At 55.4% G+C, this 17,460-nt stretch carries 24 protein-coding genes; 23 read left to right on the top strand and 1 reads right to left on the bottom strand.

The annotated features are described in order from the left end of the window. Positions 1–2: 2 nt before the first annotated feature. The 5 genes from ACO5Z0_RS08325 to ACO5Z0_RS08305 all read left to right on the top strand — a co-directional run bounded on the left by ACO5Z0_RS08325 (position 3) and on the right by ACO5Z0_RS08305 (position 3,723). Positions 3–602, top strand: a complete 600-nt coding sequence (locus tag ACO5Z0_RS08325; RefSeq protein WP_442672322.1) for an HAD-IB family phosphatase — start codon at positions 3–5, stop codon at positions 600–602. Then, positions 575–1,210: an NTP transferase domain-containing protein gene (locus ACO5Z0_RS08320; RefSeq protein ID WP_485649911.1), complete on the top strand. Its 636-nt coding sequence runs from the start codon at positions 575–577 to the stop codon at positions 1,208–1,210. The genes ACO5Z0_RS08325 and ACO5Z0_RS08320 overlap by 28 nt, the downstream gene beginning before the upstream one ends. 1 nt (position 1,211) lies before the next feature. Continuing rightward, complete coding sequence (locus tag ACO5Z0_RS08315; protein ID WP_485649910.1) at positions 1,212–1,985, top strand: class I SAM-dependent methyltransferase; 774 nt, start codon at positions 1,212–1,214, stop codon at positions 1,983–1,985. 273 nt (positions 1,986–2,258) lie between these two features. Then, positions 2,259–2,747, top strand: coding sequence for an aspartate/glutamate racemase family protein (locus tag ACO5Z0_RS08310; protein WP_485649976.1), 489 nt, complete (start codon positions 2,259–2,261; stop codon positions 2,745–2,747). A gap of 37 nt (positions 2,748–2,784) precedes the next feature. Next, positions 2,785–3,723, top strand: coding sequence for a GNAT family N-acetyltransferase (locus ACO5Z0_RS08305; RefSeq protein ID WP_485649909.1), 939 nt, complete (start codon positions 2,785–2,787; stop codon positions 3,721–3,723). Positions 3,724–3,740: 17 nt separating this feature from the next. On the opposite strand, the gene mutY is transcribed toward ACO5Z0_RS08305, so the two are convergent. Continuing rightward, positions 3,741–4,901 carry an A/G-specific adenine glycosylase gene (mutY, locus tag ACO5Z0_RS08300; RefSeq protein ID WP_485649975.1) on the bottom strand — a complete coding sequence of 387 codons (1,161 nt, stop codon included), beginning with the start codon at positions 4,899–4,901 and terminating at the stop codon, positions 3,741–3,743. Positions 4,902–5,211: 310 nt separating this feature from the next. Here mutY and dapB point away from each other — a divergent pair, with 310 nt between their 5' ends. The 18 genes from dapB to ACO5Z0_RS08210 all read left to right on the top strand — a co-directional run bounded on the left by dapB (position 5,212) and on the right by ACO5Z0_RS08210 (position 17,457). Then, positions 5,212–6,003: a 4-hydroxy-tetrahydrodipicolinate reductase gene (dapB, locus tag ACO5Z0_RS08295; RefSeq protein WP_485649908.1), complete on the top strand. Its 792-nt coding sequence runs from the start codon at positions 5,212–5,214 to the stop codon at positions 6,001–6,003. Between the two features lie 31 nt (positions 6,004–6,034). Continuing rightward, complete coding sequence (locus ACO5Z0_RS08290) at positions 6,035–7,069, top strand: aspartate-semialdehyde dehydrogenase (protein WP_442675842.1); 1,035 nt, start codon at positions 6,035–6,037, stop codon at positions 7,067–7,069. A 43-nt stretch (positions 7,070–7,112) separates the two neighbouring features. Further along, positions 7,113–7,376: an IreB family regulatory phosphoprotein gene (locus ACO5Z0_RS08285; protein WP_485649907.1), complete on the top strand. Its 264-nt coding sequence runs from the start codon at positions 7,113–7,115 to the stop codon at positions 7,374–7,376. Then, complete coding sequence (ruvX, locus tag ACO5Z0_RS08280) at positions 7,376–7,822, top strand: Holliday junction resolvase RuvX (protein ID WP_485649974.1); 447 nt, start codon at positions 7,376–7,378, stop codon at positions 7,820–7,822. The genes ACO5Z0_RS08285 and ruvX overlap by 1 nt, the downstream gene beginning before the upstream one ends. Before the next feature lie 11 nt (positions 7,823–7,833). Further along, a complete protein-coding gene (locus ACO5Z0_RS08275; protein ID WP_485649906.1) occupies positions 7,834–8,172 on the top strand; it encodes a DUF1292 domain-containing protein in 339 nt (112 codons plus the stop codon). A 104-nt stretch (positions 8,173–8,276) separates the two neighbouring features. Then, a complete protein-coding gene (gene mltG, locus ACO5Z0_RS08270; protein ID WP_485649905.1) occupies positions 8,277–9,524 on the top strand; it encodes an endolytic transglycosylase MltG in 1,248 nt (415 codons plus the stop codon). After that, positions 9,525–10,802, top strand: coding sequence for a peptidase U32 family protein (locus tag ACO5Z0_RS08265; RefSeq protein ID WP_485649904.1), 1,278 nt, complete (start codon positions 9,525–9,527; stop codon positions 10,800–10,802). Between the two features lie 6 nt (positions 10,803–10,808). Then, entirely contained in the window at positions 10,809–11,093 is a 285-nt protein-coding gene (locus ACO5Z0_RS08260; protein ID WP_442672328.1) for an acylphosphatase, read from the top strand. 29 nt (positions 11,094–11,122) lie between these two features. Next, a complete protein-coding gene (gene aroQ, locus ACO5Z0_RS08255) occupies positions 11,123–11,572 on the top strand; it encodes a type II 3-dehydroquinate dehydratase (protein ID WP_442672310.1) in 450 nt (149 codons plus the stop codon). Continuing rightward, positions 11,569–12,645 (top strand): M24 family metallopeptidase, encoded by a 1,077-nt coding sequence (locus ACO5Z0_RS08250; RefSeq protein WP_485649903.1) that lies wholly within the window; start codon positions 11,569–11,571, stop codon positions 12,643–12,645. Before aroQ ends, ACO5Z0_RS08250 begins: the two co-directional genes overlap by 4 nt. A gap of 22 nt (positions 12,646–12,667) precedes the next feature. Continuing rightward, complete coding sequence (gene efp, locus ACO5Z0_RS08245; RefSeq protein WP_442672308.1) at positions 12,668–13,225, top strand: elongation factor P; 558 nt, start codon at positions 12,668–12,670, stop codon at positions 13,223–13,225. Positions 13,226–13,306: 81 nt separating this feature from the next. Next, a complete protein-coding gene (locus ACO5Z0_RS08240) occupies positions 13,307–13,684 on the top strand; it encodes an Asp23/Gls24 family envelope stress response protein (protein WP_442672327.1) in 378 nt (125 codons plus the stop codon). 17 nt (positions 13,685–13,701) lie between these two features. Next, complete coding sequence (gene amaP / locus ACO5Z0_RS08235; RefSeq protein WP_485649902.1) at positions 13,702–14,280, top strand: alkaline shock response membrane anchor protein AmaP; 579 nt, start codon at positions 13,702–13,704, stop codon at positions 14,278–14,280. Between the two features lie 14 nt (positions 14,281–14,294). Further along, entirely contained in the window at positions 14,295–14,567 is a 273-nt protein-coding gene (locus ACO5Z0_RS08230; RefSeq protein ID WP_485649901.1) for a DUF2273 domain-containing protein, read from the top strand. A gap of 77 nt (positions 14,568–14,644) precedes the next feature. Further along, complete coding sequence (nusB, locus tag ACO5Z0_RS08225) at positions 14,645–15,067, top strand: transcription antitermination factor NusB (RefSeq protein WP_442675848.1); 423 nt, start codon at positions 14,645–14,647, stop codon at positions 15,065–15,067. A gap of 65 nt (positions 15,068–15,132) precedes the next feature. Then, complete coding sequence (xseA, locus tag ACO5Z0_RS08220; protein ID WP_485649900.1) at positions 15,133–16,335, top strand: exodeoxyribonuclease VII large subunit; 1,203 nt, start codon at positions 15,133–15,135, stop codon at positions 16,333–16,335. Continuing rightward, positions 16,335–16,586: an exodeoxyribonuclease VII small subunit gene (xseB, locus tag ACO5Z0_RS08215; RefSeq protein ID WP_485649899.1), complete on the top strand. Its 252-nt coding sequence runs from the start codon at positions 16,335–16,337 to the stop codon at positions 16,584–16,586. Before xseA ends, xseB begins: the two co-directional genes overlap by 1 nt. Next, positions 16,570–17,457 carry a polyprenyl synthetase family protein gene (locus ACO5Z0_RS08210; protein ID WP_485649898.1) on the top strand — a complete coding sequence of 296 codons (888 nt, stop codon included), beginning with the start codon at positions 16,570–16,572 and terminating at the stop codon, positions 17,455–17,457. Before xseB ends, ACO5Z0_RS08210 begins: the two co-directional genes overlap by 17 nt. Positions 17,458–17,460 lie beyond the last annotated feature (3 nt).

The raw sequence follows: 17,460 nt of genomic DNA, 5'->3' as shown, positions 1-17,460 counted from the left end.
TCATGACGAAATTTATCTTTGACCTCGATGGAACGGTCACGAAAGAAGAAACGCTGCCGCTCATCGCCAAACATTTTTCTGTGGAAGAGGAGATCGAAACGCTCACGAAGCAGACGGTCATGGGGCATATCCCGTTTGTTGAGTCGTTCATTCGGCGCGTCTTTATTTTAGGGAAGCTGCCGATTGACGAGATAGATGCGCTTTTGGCGAATGTGGCGCTTCATGAGGCTGTCGTGGCGTTTATTCAGCGAAATCGTGCACATTGTGCGATTGCTACAGGGAATCTTTCCTGCTGGGTCGCGAAACTGGTTGCAAAGATTGGCTGTGAGGTCTATTGCTCGGAGGGCATGATCGAAAACAATCAAGTGGTAAAGCTCACGGACATCCTCAAGAAGGAAAGCGTCGTCGAACGGTATCGCGCCGAGGGGCATCGCGTCGTATTCATCGGCGATGGCAACAACGACGTCGAGGCGATGCGTACCGCCGATGTTGCCATTGCCTCGGGGCTTACACATGCGCCGACGGCGAGCGTCATTTCCGTGGCAGATTATCTCGTGTTGAATGAGGTGGCATTATGCAGGCAACTCAATCAGTTGTTATAAGCTGTGCGGGCATCGGCTCGCGTCTGGGGCTGGGGACGACGAAAGCGCTGATCAACATTCATGGCAAATCGTTGATTCGCTGGCAGCTGGAACTTTTTCAAGATGTCGAGGATATTCGCGTCGTCGTCGGCTTTGAGGCGCAGGATGTCATCGAGGAAGTTCGGCGCTACCGTCCCGATGCTGTGTTTGTATTCAACCACAACTATTTTGAAACAAAGACGGGGGCAAGCTATCACTTGGGGGCGAGGGACGGCAACGAATACGCGCTGGAGTACGACGGCGATCTCCTCGTGCATCCCGACGATATGAAGAAGCTCCAAGAGATGCAGGGCGAGTGGATCGCCTATGCGGACAAGATGTCGGACGACGCCATCTTCGTGCGCGTCAATGCGCATGGCGAGGTGCTGTCTTTTTCGCGTGCGTCGGGGGATTACGAATGGACGGGGCCGTGCTGCCTGAAGCGAGAGCGCATCGCCTATACGTCGGGTCATGTTTACAATCAGCTGGAGCCGTACCTGCCTCTGCCGGGCATCAAGATTCGCGCCTGTGATATTGATACATACGGCGATTACGAACGCGCGTTGAAGTTTGTAGAATCGTGGGGTTGAAATGCAGGAAAAAAGCGCCGGAGAGCGCATCCGAGAGAAGAAAGTTTCGCTCGATACGGCAAAAGTCAAAGCGTTCTTTGATGCGCGCTGCCAAAAGGACCTGCCGTATCTCTATAATTATACGAACTATCAGGACAATCACCCTGCGCTTGCTTTAGAGCGCGACCGTGCGGAAAAGGCGCGTATCGCGCCGTTGCTTGCGGCGGCGAGTGATGCGCTGATCCTCGACATCGGCTGCGGCGTGGGACGCTGGGGCGACGAATTTGCCGTGCATCTTGCAGGGAATGGGCGTTATGTCGGCGTTGATTACAGCGAAGGACTTTTGCAGATGGCAAAGGAACATGCGAAGGAACGTGAAAACTGCGAGTTTTACTGCGGGAGCTTTCAAGAGCTTTCTGCGACTCTGCCGCAGAAATATCGCGGTAAGGTTTTTGATCGTATTCTCGTCAACGGCGTTTTGATGTATGTCAATGACGAGGATCTCTCTCTGTGTATATCCAATGTAAAAGACCTTTTATCCCGTGGGGGGATATTGTATGTCAAGGAGTCCGTAAGCTATGGCAAGCGGCTGACTTTGAATCAGATGTATTCCGAAGAGCTCTCGCACGACTACAGCGCGATTTATCGCGGCATCGACGAGTATGAAGCGCTCTGGCGTGAATTTTTTCCGGCGCAGGATGGCTGGAAAATCATCGAGCGCGGCGAAGTCTGGGAGAATGCGCTCGGCAACCGCAGGGAGACGACGGCATACTTCTGGCTTGTGCAAAGAAAATAGAAGGATGAGATGGGGGAAGTGCTTTGCAGGATGTTTTAGGCGTCGTCGGCGGCTTCGGAGGCTATGCGACGCTGGATTTTTTTGCGCGTGTATTGAAAAAATTCGCTTCGGAGTCGGAGCGAAGCTATCCGCATATCATTATGGACAACGATTTCTCGATGCCCAGCCGCACACGTGCACTTTTGACGGGAGAAGGATATGCGGATGTTGTTGCTGCGATTGCTTCTTCGATGAGGTTTTTAGTCTCGCGGGGGGGGGACAAGTGTACGATATATTGTCCTTCCCTGCGGCACGTCGCACTACTTCTTGCCGGATGTTTACCGTCTTGTGCCCGAAGCGGAAGAGCGCGTCGTTCATGCCATTCGTTTGTTGGGGCGTGAGTTAAAGGCGAAGGGTGTTGAAAATGTGCTCGTGATTGCGGCGGAAGGGGCGTTGAAAAAGCATCTCTATCGCGATTGTCTGCACGAATATGATATTGCGGTCAGTGAACCTTGCGCGGTAGAGTATCAAGAGATTCGCCGGTTCATCGAATATGTCAAGGCAGATGCTTATCCTGTTGATCTCGCCGAGCGTTTTTCCGCATTTTTGCAAAAATACGAGGAAAAGGACGTGGTTCTCGGCTGCACGGAATTTCCCGTACTCATGCGGCGTCTCATGGAGAGGAATGATGCGCCCGCATCCGACGTCTGTTTGTGGCGCGGCAGGCGTTTTTACGACCCGCTGACGATGGTCATTGATTTCTTATATGCGAATATGGCATGAGTTTGGTGAAGTCCTAGATGATTTCGGAGGGGAAAAGATGCGCGTATGTTTTTATAAGCCGGCGGATCGGACGCTTTGGGATGATTTTGTCCGCAAGGCGAAGAATCGTCACTTTTTTTTCCTGCGCGATTATATGGATTATCATAAGGCGCGTTTTTTTGACGCATCCATTCTCGTTTTTGATGAAAAGGAGCGGCTGCTGGCACTTTTGCCGCTGTCGCGTCAGGAAGCGACGGCGGTTTCTCACGGCGGTCTGACGTTCGGCGGCTTCCTCGTAGGAGAGCGCATGGCGGCGGAGACAATGGTCGATCTTTTCGTCGATGTGCGCCGCTTTCTCTGTGGGCATGGCGTGACGAAACTGCTCTATAAGAGTATGCCGTGGATATACCATCGCTATCCGGCGGAGGAGGACTTGTACGCTCTGTTTGTGCATGGGGCGCGACTCGTGCGCCGCGATGTTTCATCGACGATTTTTTTGCCGCAGCGTTACGGCTATCGCAAGGGCAGGGCGTGTGAGATCAAGAAGGGATATAAGAATGGGCTGTCTTTGCAGGAAAGCGGCGATTATGCGACGTTTGTCGATTTGCTGAGCGAGGTGCTTCGCGAGCGCCACGATGCGGTTCCCGTTCATACGGCGGCGGAATTGCAGATGCTTGCCGGCCGCTTCCCCGAAAATATCAAGCTCTATACGGCGCAAAAGGATGGTGCGATGCTCGCGGGAACGGTCATCTTCGACAATGGCGCGACGGTGCATACACAGTATATGATGAATACGGCGCAAGGGAGAACGATGGGGGCGCTCGATGCGCTGATCGATCATTTGCTTGTGGAGGTTTATTGCGATCGCCGTTATTTTGACTTCGGCATATCAAATGAAGATGGGGGACGGCGGCTCAATCGAGGTTTGGCGGCACAGAAGGAGGGGTTCGGCGGCAGGGCGGTTGTGCATGATTTTTACGAGATTGACTGTCGATGAAGCTTGGCGTCAATCGCTCAGGATTGCTCATCGGGTGTACCGATGTAGGGAAAATAGCTGCGGTAAGCGGAAGGTACGCTGTAAGTGTCGGCGATCTCCTGCGCTGTCGCCCAGAGAAGCGGCGGCGTCTTTACCGTCGTGCCGTAGGGGGCGGCGGCTTCCTGAAGGAGCAGGGGAGCCGTTTGTGCGGTTTCTTCGTTGGAAGTTGGCGCTGTCTTTGAAGCGGCGGCGCCGCTTTGCCGATCTTTTGCCAGTTCGACGCGCCAGCCGATCATCTGCCATGTGATATGGGAAAAGATGTGCTGTGCGGCAGGAAGCGCATCAAGTTTCGCAGGGGAAAGACCGATGGTTTGCAGCGCTTTTTTTGCCTCGTTCTTTTTGAGATGCCCTGTCATGGCGGGGAAGCTCCAAAGTCCCGCGAGCAGCCCTTTATCGGGGCGTTTTTCGAGGGCGATTTTGCCGTCTTTCGACAAGAGGAATATCGTGAGTTTTTCTATGCGCCGCCGTTTGGGCGGTGTTTTTTTCGGCAGTTCCGCTTGCAGATCGGCTTCTTTGGCGAGGCAGAGGCGCTGCAAGGGACAGACGGTGCAGCGTGCTGCCCCGCGCGGCAGACATACGAGAGCGCCCAGCTCCATCAAGGCTTGGTTGAAGTCGCCGGCGGCTTCGGGCAGGCGCGGCAGCAGCGCTTCTTCAACGGCGCGTTTCGTACTGTCCTTCAAGATGTCGGCAGGCGATGCAAGAAGCCGCATGATGACGCGCAGCACGTTGCCGTCTACCGCAGGGACGCGCGCGCCGAAGGCGATGGATGAGACGGCGCCCGCCGTATAACGTCCGATGCCGGGAAGTGCGAGCAGATCGGCAAAGCGTTCGGGCATTTTGCCGCCGTAGTCGCGGCAGATGATTTGCGCGGCAGCCTGCAGATGGCGTGCGCGGCTGTAGTAGCCGAGACCTTCCCAGAGTTTCATCAGCAGGGTTTCGTCAGCGCAGGCGAGCGTGCGTACGTCGGGCAGCGCGGCGATGAAGCGTTCGAAGTACGGTTTGACCGCTTCGACGCGCGTTTGCTGCAGCATGATTTCGGACACCCAGACGCGGTACGGCGTGGGATCGTCACGCCACGGCAGGCTGCGCTTCTCGCTGTAGAACCAGCGAAGAAGCGGCTCGGCGATCTCATCGAGCATTTTTGTATGTTTCAAGATGTTTTCCTTTGCTGTTTTTGTCACGGGAAATCTCCTCGGTGTGTTGATTTTATTTGGGCATATATACGCTATAAACGGCTCTTCTATTATTGCAGGGATATGGGGCAGCGTCAAATATTTGCTGGTTTTTGCAGGTGGAAGAAAGGGCTTTGTTTATGACGGCTCTGCGCGATGTTCGAATAAGATTGCCGACGGAAATTCATTGACTTTTTCCATGCGCTTCATATACAATAGATTCACGCTGGACTTGCGGGCAAATGCTCGGCAGTCCGATTTGAAGGGGGCGCATATCTTGGTAAAGGTGTTGGTCAGCGGAGCTTGCGGGCGCATGGGACAGGCTGTCGTCAAGGCGGTGCAGGGCGATGCGGAGCTTTCTCTCGTCGCTGCCGTTGATGTCTGCGGCGGTGCGGATGCAGGAGAGCCGGCAGGCTGCGGCAAATGCGGCGTGATGGTGGAAACGGATCTTGCGCAGGCTTTGATCGAGAAGAAGCCGGATGTCATGGTGGATTTTACGCGCCCCGACGCCGTCTTTTCCAACGCGATGCTTGCCGTGCAGCATGGGGTCGCGCCCGTCATCGGCACGACGGGCATGACAGCGGACGAAAAAGCGCAGCTTGAGGCGTTGGCGGTTGAGAAGAAAACGCCGGTATTTCTCGCGCCGAATTTTGCCATCGGCGCTGTGCTCATGATGCTCATGAGCCGCCAAGCGGCGAAGTATATGCCGCACGTCGAGATCATCGAGCTGCATCACGACAACAAGCTCGACGCGCCGTCGGGCACGGCTTTGCAGACGGCGGAGCTGATCAAGGAAGCGCGTGAGAGTATGCGGCAGGGACATGCCGAAGAGGTGGAGAAAGTCGCCGGCGCACGCGGCGCCGAAGTCGATGGTATGCGCATCCACAGCGTGCGGCTGCCGGGCTTCGTCGCACATCAGGAGGTCATCTTCGGCGGTTTGGGACAGACCTTGACGATTCGTCACGATTCGATCAACAGGGAATCGTTCATGCCTGGCGTCGTGCTTGCGTGCAAGAAGGTCGGGGAGCTTACGGGGCTTGTCGTAGGCTTGGAGAAGCTGCTCGATTGAGGGCGGCAGGAACATGACAGGAGTTGGCAGCATGAAGAAATATAATGTGGCGATCATGGGCGCGACGGGCGCTGTAGGGCAAGAGTTTTTGAACCTCATCGAAGAGCGCAGGTTTCCCTTTGCGGAGCTTCGTCTGCTTGCGTCCTCGCGCTCGGCAGGCAAGAAGATCGCTTTCATGGGAAAGGAATACACGGTTGAGGAGACGCGCGAGGATTCCTTCGAAGGCGTTGACATCGCGCTCTTTGCGGGCGGCGGCGCGAGCAAGACGTTTGCGCCTGCGGCGGTGAAAGCGGGCGCGGTCGTCATCGACAATTCGAGTACGTTCCGCATGGATCCCGAGGTGCCGCTCGTCGTACCGGAAGTCAACCCCGAAGCGATCAAAGAGCATAAAGGCATCATCGCGAACCCGAACTGCTCGACGATCATCATGGTCATGGCGCTGAAGCCGCTTCTTGACCTCGCGCCCATCAAACGTGTCGTTGTCTCGACCTATCAAGCTGTTTCGGGCGGCGGTAAGGAAGCGATGGCAGAGCTTGAAGAGCAGGTCGAGGCGATCGTTGCGAAGAAGCCTGTCAAGGCGGAGATTTTGCCGGGGGCATCGCTCAAGAAGCACTATCAGATCGCTTTCAATTTGATTCCACAGATCGATATTTTCAAGGAAAACCTCTATACGAAAGAGGAGATGAAGATGATCGACGAAACGCGCAAGATCCTTGCAGAGCCTGATTTGCGCGTGACGGCGACGACGATTCGCGTGCCTGTTTACCGCAGCCATGCGGAGTCGGTCAATGTCGAATTTGCCCGAGAGGTCAGCGTCGAGGCGGCGAGAGCCGCGATCGCCGCCTTCCCCGGCGCAGCGCTCAACGATAATCCGGCAGAGCAGGAATATCCGATGCCGCTCTTCACTTCGGGCAAGGACGATGTTGAAGTCGGCCGCATTCGTCGCGACGAGTCTGTGGATCACGGTCTGAATCTCTGGGTCTGCGGCGACCAGATCCGCAAGGGCGCGGCGCTCAACGCGCTGCAGATCGCCGAGTATATGATTAGCCATGAGATGATTGGCTGAGACTGCGCCGTGGGAGTATTTCCGATGGGAGGGACAGCAAAAGATGGTCAGCGATGAAACGATGATGTTCCGCTTCGGTGCGGAGGAAAACAAGGCTGAGGTCATCATACGCGAGGCTTGTGAAGCGATGGAAGAAAAGGGCTATAATCCGATCAATCAGCTGGTCGGGTATCTTCTCTCCGGCGATCCTGCCTATGTGACGAGCTATAAGGAAGCGCGCAGCAAGGTGCGAAAGCTGGAGCGCGATGAACTTTTGGAAGAGCTTGTGCACTTCTATGTTGAGGCGCATCGGGAGAAGAAAGCGTGATGAGGCGATTTCTCGCACTTGATGTCGGAGACAAGACGATCGGGGTAGCCGTAAGCGATGCACTCGGGCTCACGGCGCAAGGGGTTGAAACGATACGGCGCAAATCGTGGGATAAGGATTTTTCTCGTATCAAGGAGCTTATGAAGCTTTATGAAACGGACGCTTTCATCATCGGTTTGCCGAAGAATATGAACGGCACACAGGGCGAGCGCTGTGATATCGTGCGTGATTTTGCAGAAAGATTGCAGAAAAAATGCAAAGGAAGCAGCGTCGTCTTTTGGGACGAACGCCTTTCGACCGTGGCGGCGGAGCGCTCGCTGATCGCAGCTGATGTAAGCCGCGCCAAGAGACGCAAAGTTATCGACAAGATGGCGGCGGTCTTTATCTTACAAGGCTATTTGGACAATATAGGGATGCGTGTCGGCGCAGTCCCGGAAGAGAAATGAGGAGAAGAGATATGTCGGACAAAGAAAAAGAGATTTTGGAAGAGGACGAAGATGTTATCGTTGAGATGACGGATGAAGCGGGGAACAGCTATTATTATCGTGAGGAGATGATTATTCCTGTGGGTAATGATAAGTTTGCACTGCTCATCGGCATTCACGATGAGGAAGAGGAACATACGCATAGCTGTGGCTGCGACTGCGGCTGCGACGAGCACGATGAAGACGTCCTCATCGCGAAGATCGTCATGGGTGAGAACGGTGAGGAAGAGTACGTTGAGCCGACGGATGAAGAGTTCGATGCCGTGCAGCGTGCGTATGACGAAATCATGGACGAGGAAGAGGAAGACTGACAGAGAAGAAAAGTGCCGACGCTTTTGGGCGTCGGCTTTTTCTATGCCTGTTGTAATTTTTGCAGTCTTTGCGTATAATGAGATTTGGGAAGTACTGACATTGAATGGAAGGGGATGTTTTTTTGCGGCTGCCGGATTTTCTTGCGCCTTGGCTGGAGCGCTTCAAAGGTTTTGTTTCTGCTGCGCTCAAGAAAGATGCCGGAGGAGAGCGCATTCTTGATCAGGCGCAGAAGTATCTTGGACAAGGATTGGCGCTTCTTCTCGTGGGTGTGGTATGGGTGCAGGAAATCTTCCTCTCATGGATGAAAAGTCTTTCTTTCGATGAACTGCGGCGTTTTCCGCCCGAAGATTGGACGGGGTATATGAAAAAGTACGTCTTGCCGCCCGCGCTGCTTTTTTTCTTGCTGCTCGGCGTCTTTTCCTATGCGCTTTCTTCGTCGGCGCCCGTTTCAGAAGAGCAGGAGACGGTTTACCTTACGGTTCGCTCGGGGATGACTGCCGATGATGTGGCGGCGCTGTTGGAAAAGCGCGGCATCATACGAAGCCGTTTGAAATTCTGGCTGGCGGCGAAGATGAACGGTTCTGACGGCTCTTTCAAGGTCGGAACTTATGCTTTCTATACGAATATGGAGCCGCGCGATGTGCTGCAGGCTTTGGTTGAAGGGCAGACGGTACAGCTGCGCTTTACGATTCCCGAAGGTTTCACGGTCGAGGATATCGCCAAGCGTTTGGACGCGAAGGGGATTGTGAAGAAGGATGATTTCCTGCAGGCGGCGAAACACTACGCCCCTTACGACTATATTGAAAAAAACGAAAAAGTGCGCTACTATGCCGAGGGTTTCCTCTTCCCTGATACATACGAGATCGACGGCGACGTCACAACGGACGGCATTCTCTCGATGATGTCGCGTGATTTTGACCAGCGTCTCACGCGTAAGATGCGCGAGCGTGCGGAGGAGGAAAATCTGAGCATCTATGAGCTTATCATCCTTGCCTCGCTCGTTGAAAAAGAAGCGCGTTACGAGGAAGACCGCGCACTTATCGCACAGGTGTTTTTGAAGCGTCTTGCCATCGGTATGCCGCTGCAGTCGGATGCGACGCTGCAATATTTGCTCGATGCGCCGAAGGAGGATGTGACGTATAAGGATACGGAGCTGGATTCGCCGTACAATACTTATCAGCATCGGGGGCTGCCGCCCGGTCCCGTCGCCAATCCCGGCATAGCGTCGATTGAAGCGGTACTCTGGCCGGCAAAGACGGACTATCTCTATTTTGTCGCAGATCGTGAGGGGCATAATTATTATTCTCATACATACGCAGAACATGATGCCATTGTGCAGAAGGTGCGCTAGATGAGTTTGGTGAAAGATTTTACTTCGGCGCCGCAGAGTACAGGCGGATGCAGAAAGAAACCGGAGCTTCTCGCTCCGGCGGGGAATTTGGAAAAGCTCAAAATGGCGCTCATCTATGGCGCGGATGCTGTCTACCTCGGCGGCAAGAGCTTCGGACTGCGCGCTTTCGGCGGCAACTTCAGCGAAAATGAGATGGCGGATGGCGTGCAGTTTGCTCATGCACGCGGCAAGAAAGTTTATGTGACGCTCAATATTTTTCCGCACAATGCGGATTTGGAGAAGCTGCCTGCGTATCTTTCCTTTCTCGCTGATATTCGCGTTGACGGGCTGCTCGTTTCCGACCTCGGCGTCTTTTCCCTTGCGCGCGAGCTTGCGCCCGCGCTGCCGCTGCATATCAGCACGCAGGCGAACAATACGAATTGGGCGACGGTCAACGCATGGCAGAAGCTCGGTGCGGAGCGCGTCGTGCTCGCGCGGGAGCTTTCGCGCGCTGAGATCGCTGAGATTCGCGCGCGTTCGACGGTCGAGTTGGAGATGTTCGTACACGGTGCGATGTGCATATCGTATTCGGGACGCTGTCTTTTGAGCAGTTACTTCACGGGGCGTGATGCGAACCGCGGTGCGTGTGCGCAGGCATGTCGCTGGCGCTATGGACTCGTCGAGGAGAGGCGTCCGGGTGAGTTCTTTCCGATTGAGGAGGACGAGCGCGGTACATATATCATGAATTCCAAGGATCTTTGTCTGTTGCCGTTTTTGCCCGATCTTTGCGCGATGGGGCTGGACAGCTTGAAGATCGAAGGGCGCATGAAGAGCGTCCATTATGCGGCGAGCGTCACGAAGGTCTACCGCGAAGCGATAGATGCGGCATGTGATGAGGCGCAGCCGTTTGATCTGCGTGCATCTTGGCTTGATGAGCTGCAGAAGGTGTCGCATCGTATCTACACGAGCGGTTTTTTCAGCCATGTACCGGACGCAGACGATCAGATTTATGCGAGCGCTTCGTACGAGCAGTCGACAGATTTCATCGGGCTTGTGCGCGACTATGATGAAAGGACGCAGATGGCGACGGTTGAGCAGCGCAACAATATGAAGGTCGGGCAGGAGATTGAGATATTTCAGCCGACACGAGAGACGTTTTGTCAGCGCTTGGAGGAGATGACCGACGAGATGGGTGCGCCTTTATCGGTCGCGGCGCACGCGCAGCAGATTGTGCGTATGCGCATGAAAGAACCCGTTGAGGAATATGCCATCGTGCGCCGTCATAGAGAGGAAGGGTGAGATGTGATGGAAAAGGAAATCGTGCGCTTTTTTGCCAGAGCCGAAGGACGTGTGCAGGGCGTTGGCTTTCGCTTCTTCGTGCAGCAAAATGCGATGGAGCTGGGGCTTTGCGGCTGGGTGTGCAATATGGATGACGGCTCTGTCACAATGGAGGTGCAGGGGACGGCAGCGGCGATTGAAAAACTTTGGAATAAGATCTGGCAGGGCAACGGCTTCATTCGCGTCAGCGGACTGGAAACGGCGGCGCGGGAAACGGTGGAGAGCGAGCGTAATTTTGCGATTCGCCGTTGAGACGGTTAAGAAATGGAGGATGAACGATCTTGCCGAAAATTTTAGTTCTGAATGGGCCGAACCTCAATCTTCTCGGAAAGCGGGAACCGGAGATCTACGGCGCGATGACGCTGGCGGACATCAACGAAAGGCTGCGAAAGCGTGCAGCGGAAGCGGGCGCAGGCATTGCGTTTTTCCAGTCGAACCATGAGGGGGCGCTCGTTGATGCCGTGCAGAATGCTGAGGGGAGCGCGGATTTCATCCTATTGAACGCCGCGGCTTTCACGCACTACAGCATCGCTTTGCGCGATGCGATCGCCGCCGTCTCCGTACCCGTCATGGAGATCCATCTATCGAACATCCATAAGCGCGAGGAGTTTCGCCATACATCGGTGATCGCGCCCGTCGTCATGGGGCAGGTCGCGGGTTTTGGCGCGGAAAGTTACTTGGGAGCGCTTGAAATCGCTCTGATGATCTTGAAAAAGGGGGCGGAGCGATGAATACGGCAAAGCGCATCGAGCGCCTGCGCGATCTCATGAAGGAGAAGGGCGTCGAGGCGATGATCGTGAGCAAGACCGTCAATCTGCGCTATTTCAGCGGCTTTACGGGCGATGATTCGCTGCTCTTCATCACGGCGGAACGCGAGTTTTTGCTTACGGATTCCCGCTATCTTGAGCAGGCGGCGGCAGAAACATCCTTCGAGGTCGTCGAGCAGAAAGACGGGCTTTGGAAGCAGGCGGCAGCCGCCGCACAGGAGCTTGGATGCCGCATTCTCGGCTTCGAGGGCAAAGATGTCTCCTTTGATACATTTCAAGCGATTCGCAAGTTCTTGCCTGCTTTTCATGAGGAAAATTTTATCAGTCTCGTTCTTGAACCGCTGCGTGAGATCAAGGACGCTGAGGAGATCGCCTGTTTGAAAAAGGCTGCGGAGATTAGCGATCTTGCGTTTGACGACGTGCTGAATTTTTTGCGTCCGGGCATCTCGGAGCACAGCGTCGCAGCCCGTCTGGAAGCTTTCATGCGCGAGCGCGGTTCAGAGCGTCCCGCTTTTACAACGATTGTTGCTTCGGGTGTGCGCGGCAGTCTGCCGCATGGAACTGCGTCAGAAAAGTTGCTTGTTGCGGGTGAATTTGTTACAATGGACTATGGTGCTGTTTATCAAGGGTATCATTCCGACATCACGCGCACGGTTGTCTTGGGAGAGGCGTCTGAAAAACAGAAGGAGCTTTATCACGCGGTGCTGCAGGCGCAGAAACTAGGCGTGCAGCGCCTTCGGGTCGGCGCTTCGGGCAAGGAGGTTGACAGGGCGGTGCGCGACTGCCTGATGAAAGACGGCTATGCCGAATACTTCGGTCATGGGCTTGGTCACAGTGTTGGGCTGGAGATTCATGAGGAGCCGCGTCTTTCGCCGAAGAGCAAGGCAGAACGCTTGGAAGAAGGCATGGTCATCACGGTCGAGCCGGGCGTCTATCTGCCGGATTGGGGCGGACTGCGCATCGAAGATACGGTACTTTTGGAGAAGCAGGGCGGTGTGCCTCTGACAAAGGCGGCAAAACACCTGATTGAACTTTAGGATAAATAATGGAGGGCTACAAATGATTTCAAGCACAGATTTTCGTACGGGTCTTACGATCGAGATCGACGGCGGCGTTTGGCAGGTCGTCGAGTTTCAGCATGTGAAGCCGGGAAAGGGTGCGGCGTTCGTGCGCACGAAGATCAAGAATGTTGAGACGGGCGCCGTCGTCGAACGCACGTTCAACCCGAACGAGAAGATGCCCGCCGCGCGCCTTGATACGCGCAAAATGCAGTACCTCTATGAAGCTGACGGCATGTATACGTTCATGGATACGGAAAATTACGAGCAGACCGAACTCAGCAAGGAGCAGCTCGGTGATGCGCTGAACTACCTGCAGGAGAATATGGAAGTCAATTTGCAGACGTTCAAGGATCGCATCATCGGCATCACGTTACCGACATCCGTCAACCTCAAGGTCACGGAGTGTGAGCCGAGCGTCAAGGGCAATACGGCGACGGGTGCGACGAAGATGGCGACGGTCGAGACGGGATACGTCGTGCGTGTGCCGCTCTTTGTCAACGAAGGAGATGTTCTGCGCATCGATACGCGCACGGGCAACTATATTGAACGCGCCTGATCTATCGTGTGCGCCTGCTGTTTGCAGGGCGGCGTTTCATGTGTTTTGAAGGAGGTATTTTCCGTGGCAGAGGAAACCATCATGAGCAAGAAGGGAGCTATCGGTTCGATTCGCATCGCCGATGAGGTTGTGAGCATCATCGCCGGACTTGCCGCGACGGAGATCGACGGCGTGGCGGGCATGAGCGGCGGCATCGCCGGCGGTATCGCTGAAATGCTTGGCAAAAAGAGCTTCACGAAGGGCGTGAAGGTCGAGGTCGGCGAAAAGGAAACGGCTGTCGATCTCTATATGATCGTGAAGTATGGCGTGCGCGTTCCCGATGTCGCCATTGCCGTGCAGGAGAATGTCAAGAAGGCGATCGAGAACATGACGGGTCTGACCGTCGTCGAGGTCAACGTCCATGTGCAGGGTGTGGGCTTCGACGAGGAGACAGAGGAAGAGGAAATCCGCGTCCACTGAGGAAGAGGAGATAGTTTATGGGGTTTATCAATCGCCTTCTTTTGCTCCTTTACGCGCTCGCCGTCGCCTGCCTTTCGCTGGGGGTTGCGGCGCTTGCTTTGCAGATCGTGCCGGAGCCTATGCTGCTCAATGAATATCGCTATTTGATGGGGCAGCAGCAATGGTCTCTCGTTGCGGGCGGCGGTCTCGTTTTTCTTCTGAGCATCCATCTGATCGGCTGCAGTTTTTCCTGCGGCTCGACAGAGCGTAGCGGCGGCGAGTTCCTCGTACTTCACGGCAAGGCAGGCGATGTGAGCGTCTCTCTTGGCGCCGTCCACAATCTTGTGGAAGAGACGGCGCGAACCGTTTCGGGGGTGCGCAGTCTCAAGACGAGGGTTTCTACTGAAAAAGCGGCGGCGAAGGGTGAGCGTGCATTGATTCTTCGTCTTGCTGTCGTCATCGGCAAGGAGGCGAACGCCGCCGCTGTTTCCGATGACATTCGCACGGAGATTCGCCGCTATATGCGGGATACGCTCGGCGTCGATGATTTTTCGTTGGAGATCGTTGTTGAAGATATTTCCAATGCGCCTTTGACGAAGAAGAAGCGCGTCGTTTGACAGGGGGCGGAAATATGAATGAGGAAAGGGTTTGCCCTTTCAAGGCTTTTTTTGAAGCACATGCTCCCGGATTGGAGCCGCATCGCGGCAAAATCTTCGGCGTACTTTTCGGGGTCATGCTTGCTCTGGCTATCCTTATCTTCGGTTTCCTGCCGACCCTTTTCGTGCTCTTTTGCGGCTTCCTTGGTCTTTTGATTGGCATCCGCATCGATCATGGCATACGTCTGCGTGACGTGGAGGATTTTTTCAAGGAGTTGTTTCCTTATCGGTACCGCCGCTACAAATGATGGCAGCGAACGCAAAGATCTGCCGATGGGCAGGGGAGTTGTGATTTGAGCAGGCAGGAAAGGAAAGGTTTTGTTCTATGAGTCGCAGACAGGCGCGTGAAGCCGCACTTCAGACATTATTCCAACTGGAGCTTAACTCGCCGCCGGAGGCTGCCTCTGAGGAGGCGTGGCAGACATGGGCGCTCGATGCCGCCGTCGAGGAGATGCCGCTGGAAGGGAAGCGGGATTACCGCTATGCGGCGGCTCTCGTACGCGGAACGCGCGAAAATCTTGCGGCGATCGACGAGGCGATTGCCGCATCTGCGCACGATTGGAAGCTCGATCGCATGGCGGGCGTTGATCGAAACATCGTGCGACTGGCGGTCTATGAGATGAAGTACGGCGCGGAAAAGCTCGATGTCGGCATCGTTATCAACGAGGCGGTCGAGTTGGCAAAGAAATTTGGCACAGATGATTCCGGCCGCTACGTCAACGGGATCTTGGGCGGATTGGCAGGATAATCCTTGGGCTGTTGCCATTGCGCGACAGCCCCTTTCCTTATATGGTTTTGGAAGGAGGCGTCAAGTTGGCGGTTCACAGCGTATCTGCTCTGACGCAGTACATTAAGCGTATGTTCCAAGCGGAGGACATGTTGCACCATGTCTCCGTCGAGGGCGAGCTGTCCAACTATAAGATGTACGCTTCGGGACATTGTTATTTTACACTGAAGGATGAAACGGCATCCCTAAAGTGCGTGATGTTCAAGAGCCGCGCACGTCTCTTGCGCTTTCAGCCCGAAAATGGCATGAAGATCGTCGCTGCGGGGGAGATTTCTGTCTACGAGCGCGACGGCGCTTACCAGCTCTATGCTGAACGGCTGCTTCCGGCAGGGGCGGGTGAACTCAGCATCGCCTTTGAACAGCTCAAGGCGCGTCTTGGCGCTGAAGGGCTTTTTGATGTCGCGCATAAGAAGGGGCTGCCGTCCTTCCCGCGCACGATCGGCGTCGTGACGTCGCTTTCAGGAGCTGTGCTGCGCGATATTTACCGCGTGTCCAAGCGGCGGGATCCGAAGATTCGCTTGGCTCTTTATCCGGCGCTTGTGCAGGGGGAGGGGGCGGCGGCGGAGATCGCGTCTGCGATCCGCTTTTTTAATGAGAAATATCCCGTGGATCTTCTGATCGTCGGCAGAGGCGGCGGCTCTATGGAAGACCTCTGGGCGTTCAACGAAGAGCCGGTTGTACGCGCGATTTATGATTCGGCGATTCCGGTCATTTCTGCCGTCGGTCATGAGACGGATACGACTCTTGCCGACTATGTGAGTGATGTGCGGGCAGCGACGCCGTCGCAGGCGGCGGAAATCGCCGTGCCCGAGGCCGCAGTGCAGAGTCGCCGGATTGCTGAGTACGAGACGCGGCTGCACAAGGCGGTGCAGAGCCGTCTTGCCTATGAACGTGAGCGTACAGCGCGTTTGAGCGCCGCTTTCCTGAAGCGGCAGCCGCAGGCGCTTCTGGCGGCGCGTCGGCAAAGGCTTGATGCGGCGTCGGAAGCGCTTTTCCAAGGGATGCGCCGCATCTTCTTGGAGAAGCGGCACGCATTTCGCGTCGCGGCGGAGAAGCTCGAAATGCTCAGTCCGCTGCACGTCATAGGGCGCGGCTACAGCATCGTCGAAAAGTCGGGCAGGATGGTGCGCAGCATGAAGGAGCTCACCGTCGGAGATGAAGTCTTGGTGCGACTTTCGGACGGCGGTTTTGACGCCGTCGTGCGCCATGTGCAAGAAGGAGGTTTATGATGCCAAGGAAAAAGACGCCGTCCTTCGAGCAGGCGCTCATAGAGCTTGAAGAGCTTGTACAGGCGATGGAAGGCGGCGATTTGAGCCTGGAACAGCTCATGGACAGCTATGCGAAGGGCGTGGAGCTTTCGAAGTTCTGCATGACTTCGCTTGATCGCGCAGAAAAAGCGATGGACGTCGTACTCAAGGAGAAAAACGGCGTTGTTGAAGAATTTCGCTTGGAGATAGAAGGTGATGCAGGTGAATTTTAAGGAAGAATGGAAGCGACGCGCCGACTTGGTGGAAAATGGTCTGGCGCACGAATTGGCAAAGGCGCCTGCTTACGACGAGACGCTCGGGCGTGCGATGGAGTACAGCCTTATGGCAGGCGGCAAACGTCTGCGCCCTGTGCTTTTGATGGCGGCTGCAGACGCCGTCGGCAAGGATGGCGAGAAATTCCTTACAACGGGCTGTGCCATCGAGATGATCCATACATATTCGCTGATCCATGATGATTTGCCGGCGATGGACGATGATGACTATCGGCGCGGCAAGCTGACGAACCACAAGGTTTTCGGTCAGGGCATGGCGGTGCTTGCGGGCGATGCGCTTTTGACGCTCGCTTTCGAGGTCATGCTGCGCCAACCGGCGGCATCGGCAGAAACCATTGCTGCTGTCGTTTTCGAAATGAGCCGCGCGGCGGGGCCTTATGGCATGGTTGGCGGACAGGCGCTCGATCTTGAGGGCGAGGGCAAACACCTCGACATGGCGGCTTTGCAGAAGATGCACATGGGCAAGACGGGGGCGCTCTTTCGCGCCGCCATCCGCTCGGGAGCGATTTTGGCGGGCGCGGGCGAGACGGAACTTGCCGCGCTGACGATCTATGCCGAAAGATTCGGGCTTGCTTTCCAGATCACGGATGACATCTTGGATGTCACGGGTGATGAGAAAACGATTGGCAAGCCCGTGGGCAGCGATGTGCGCAACGAAAAGGCGACGTATGTGACGCTGACATCCTTGGATGAAGCGAAGACGTTGGCGCAAAACGCAGTGGATGAAGCTGTGGCAGCGCTTCGTGTCTTTGGTGAACGCGCGGCTTTTCTGCGGGATTTGGCGCTGTTTTTGTTGAAACGAGAAAATTGAGGG

Source organism: Selenomonas sp., assembly GCF_057272215.1.
This window is presented reverse-complemented; position numbering and strand designations above follow the sequence as displayed.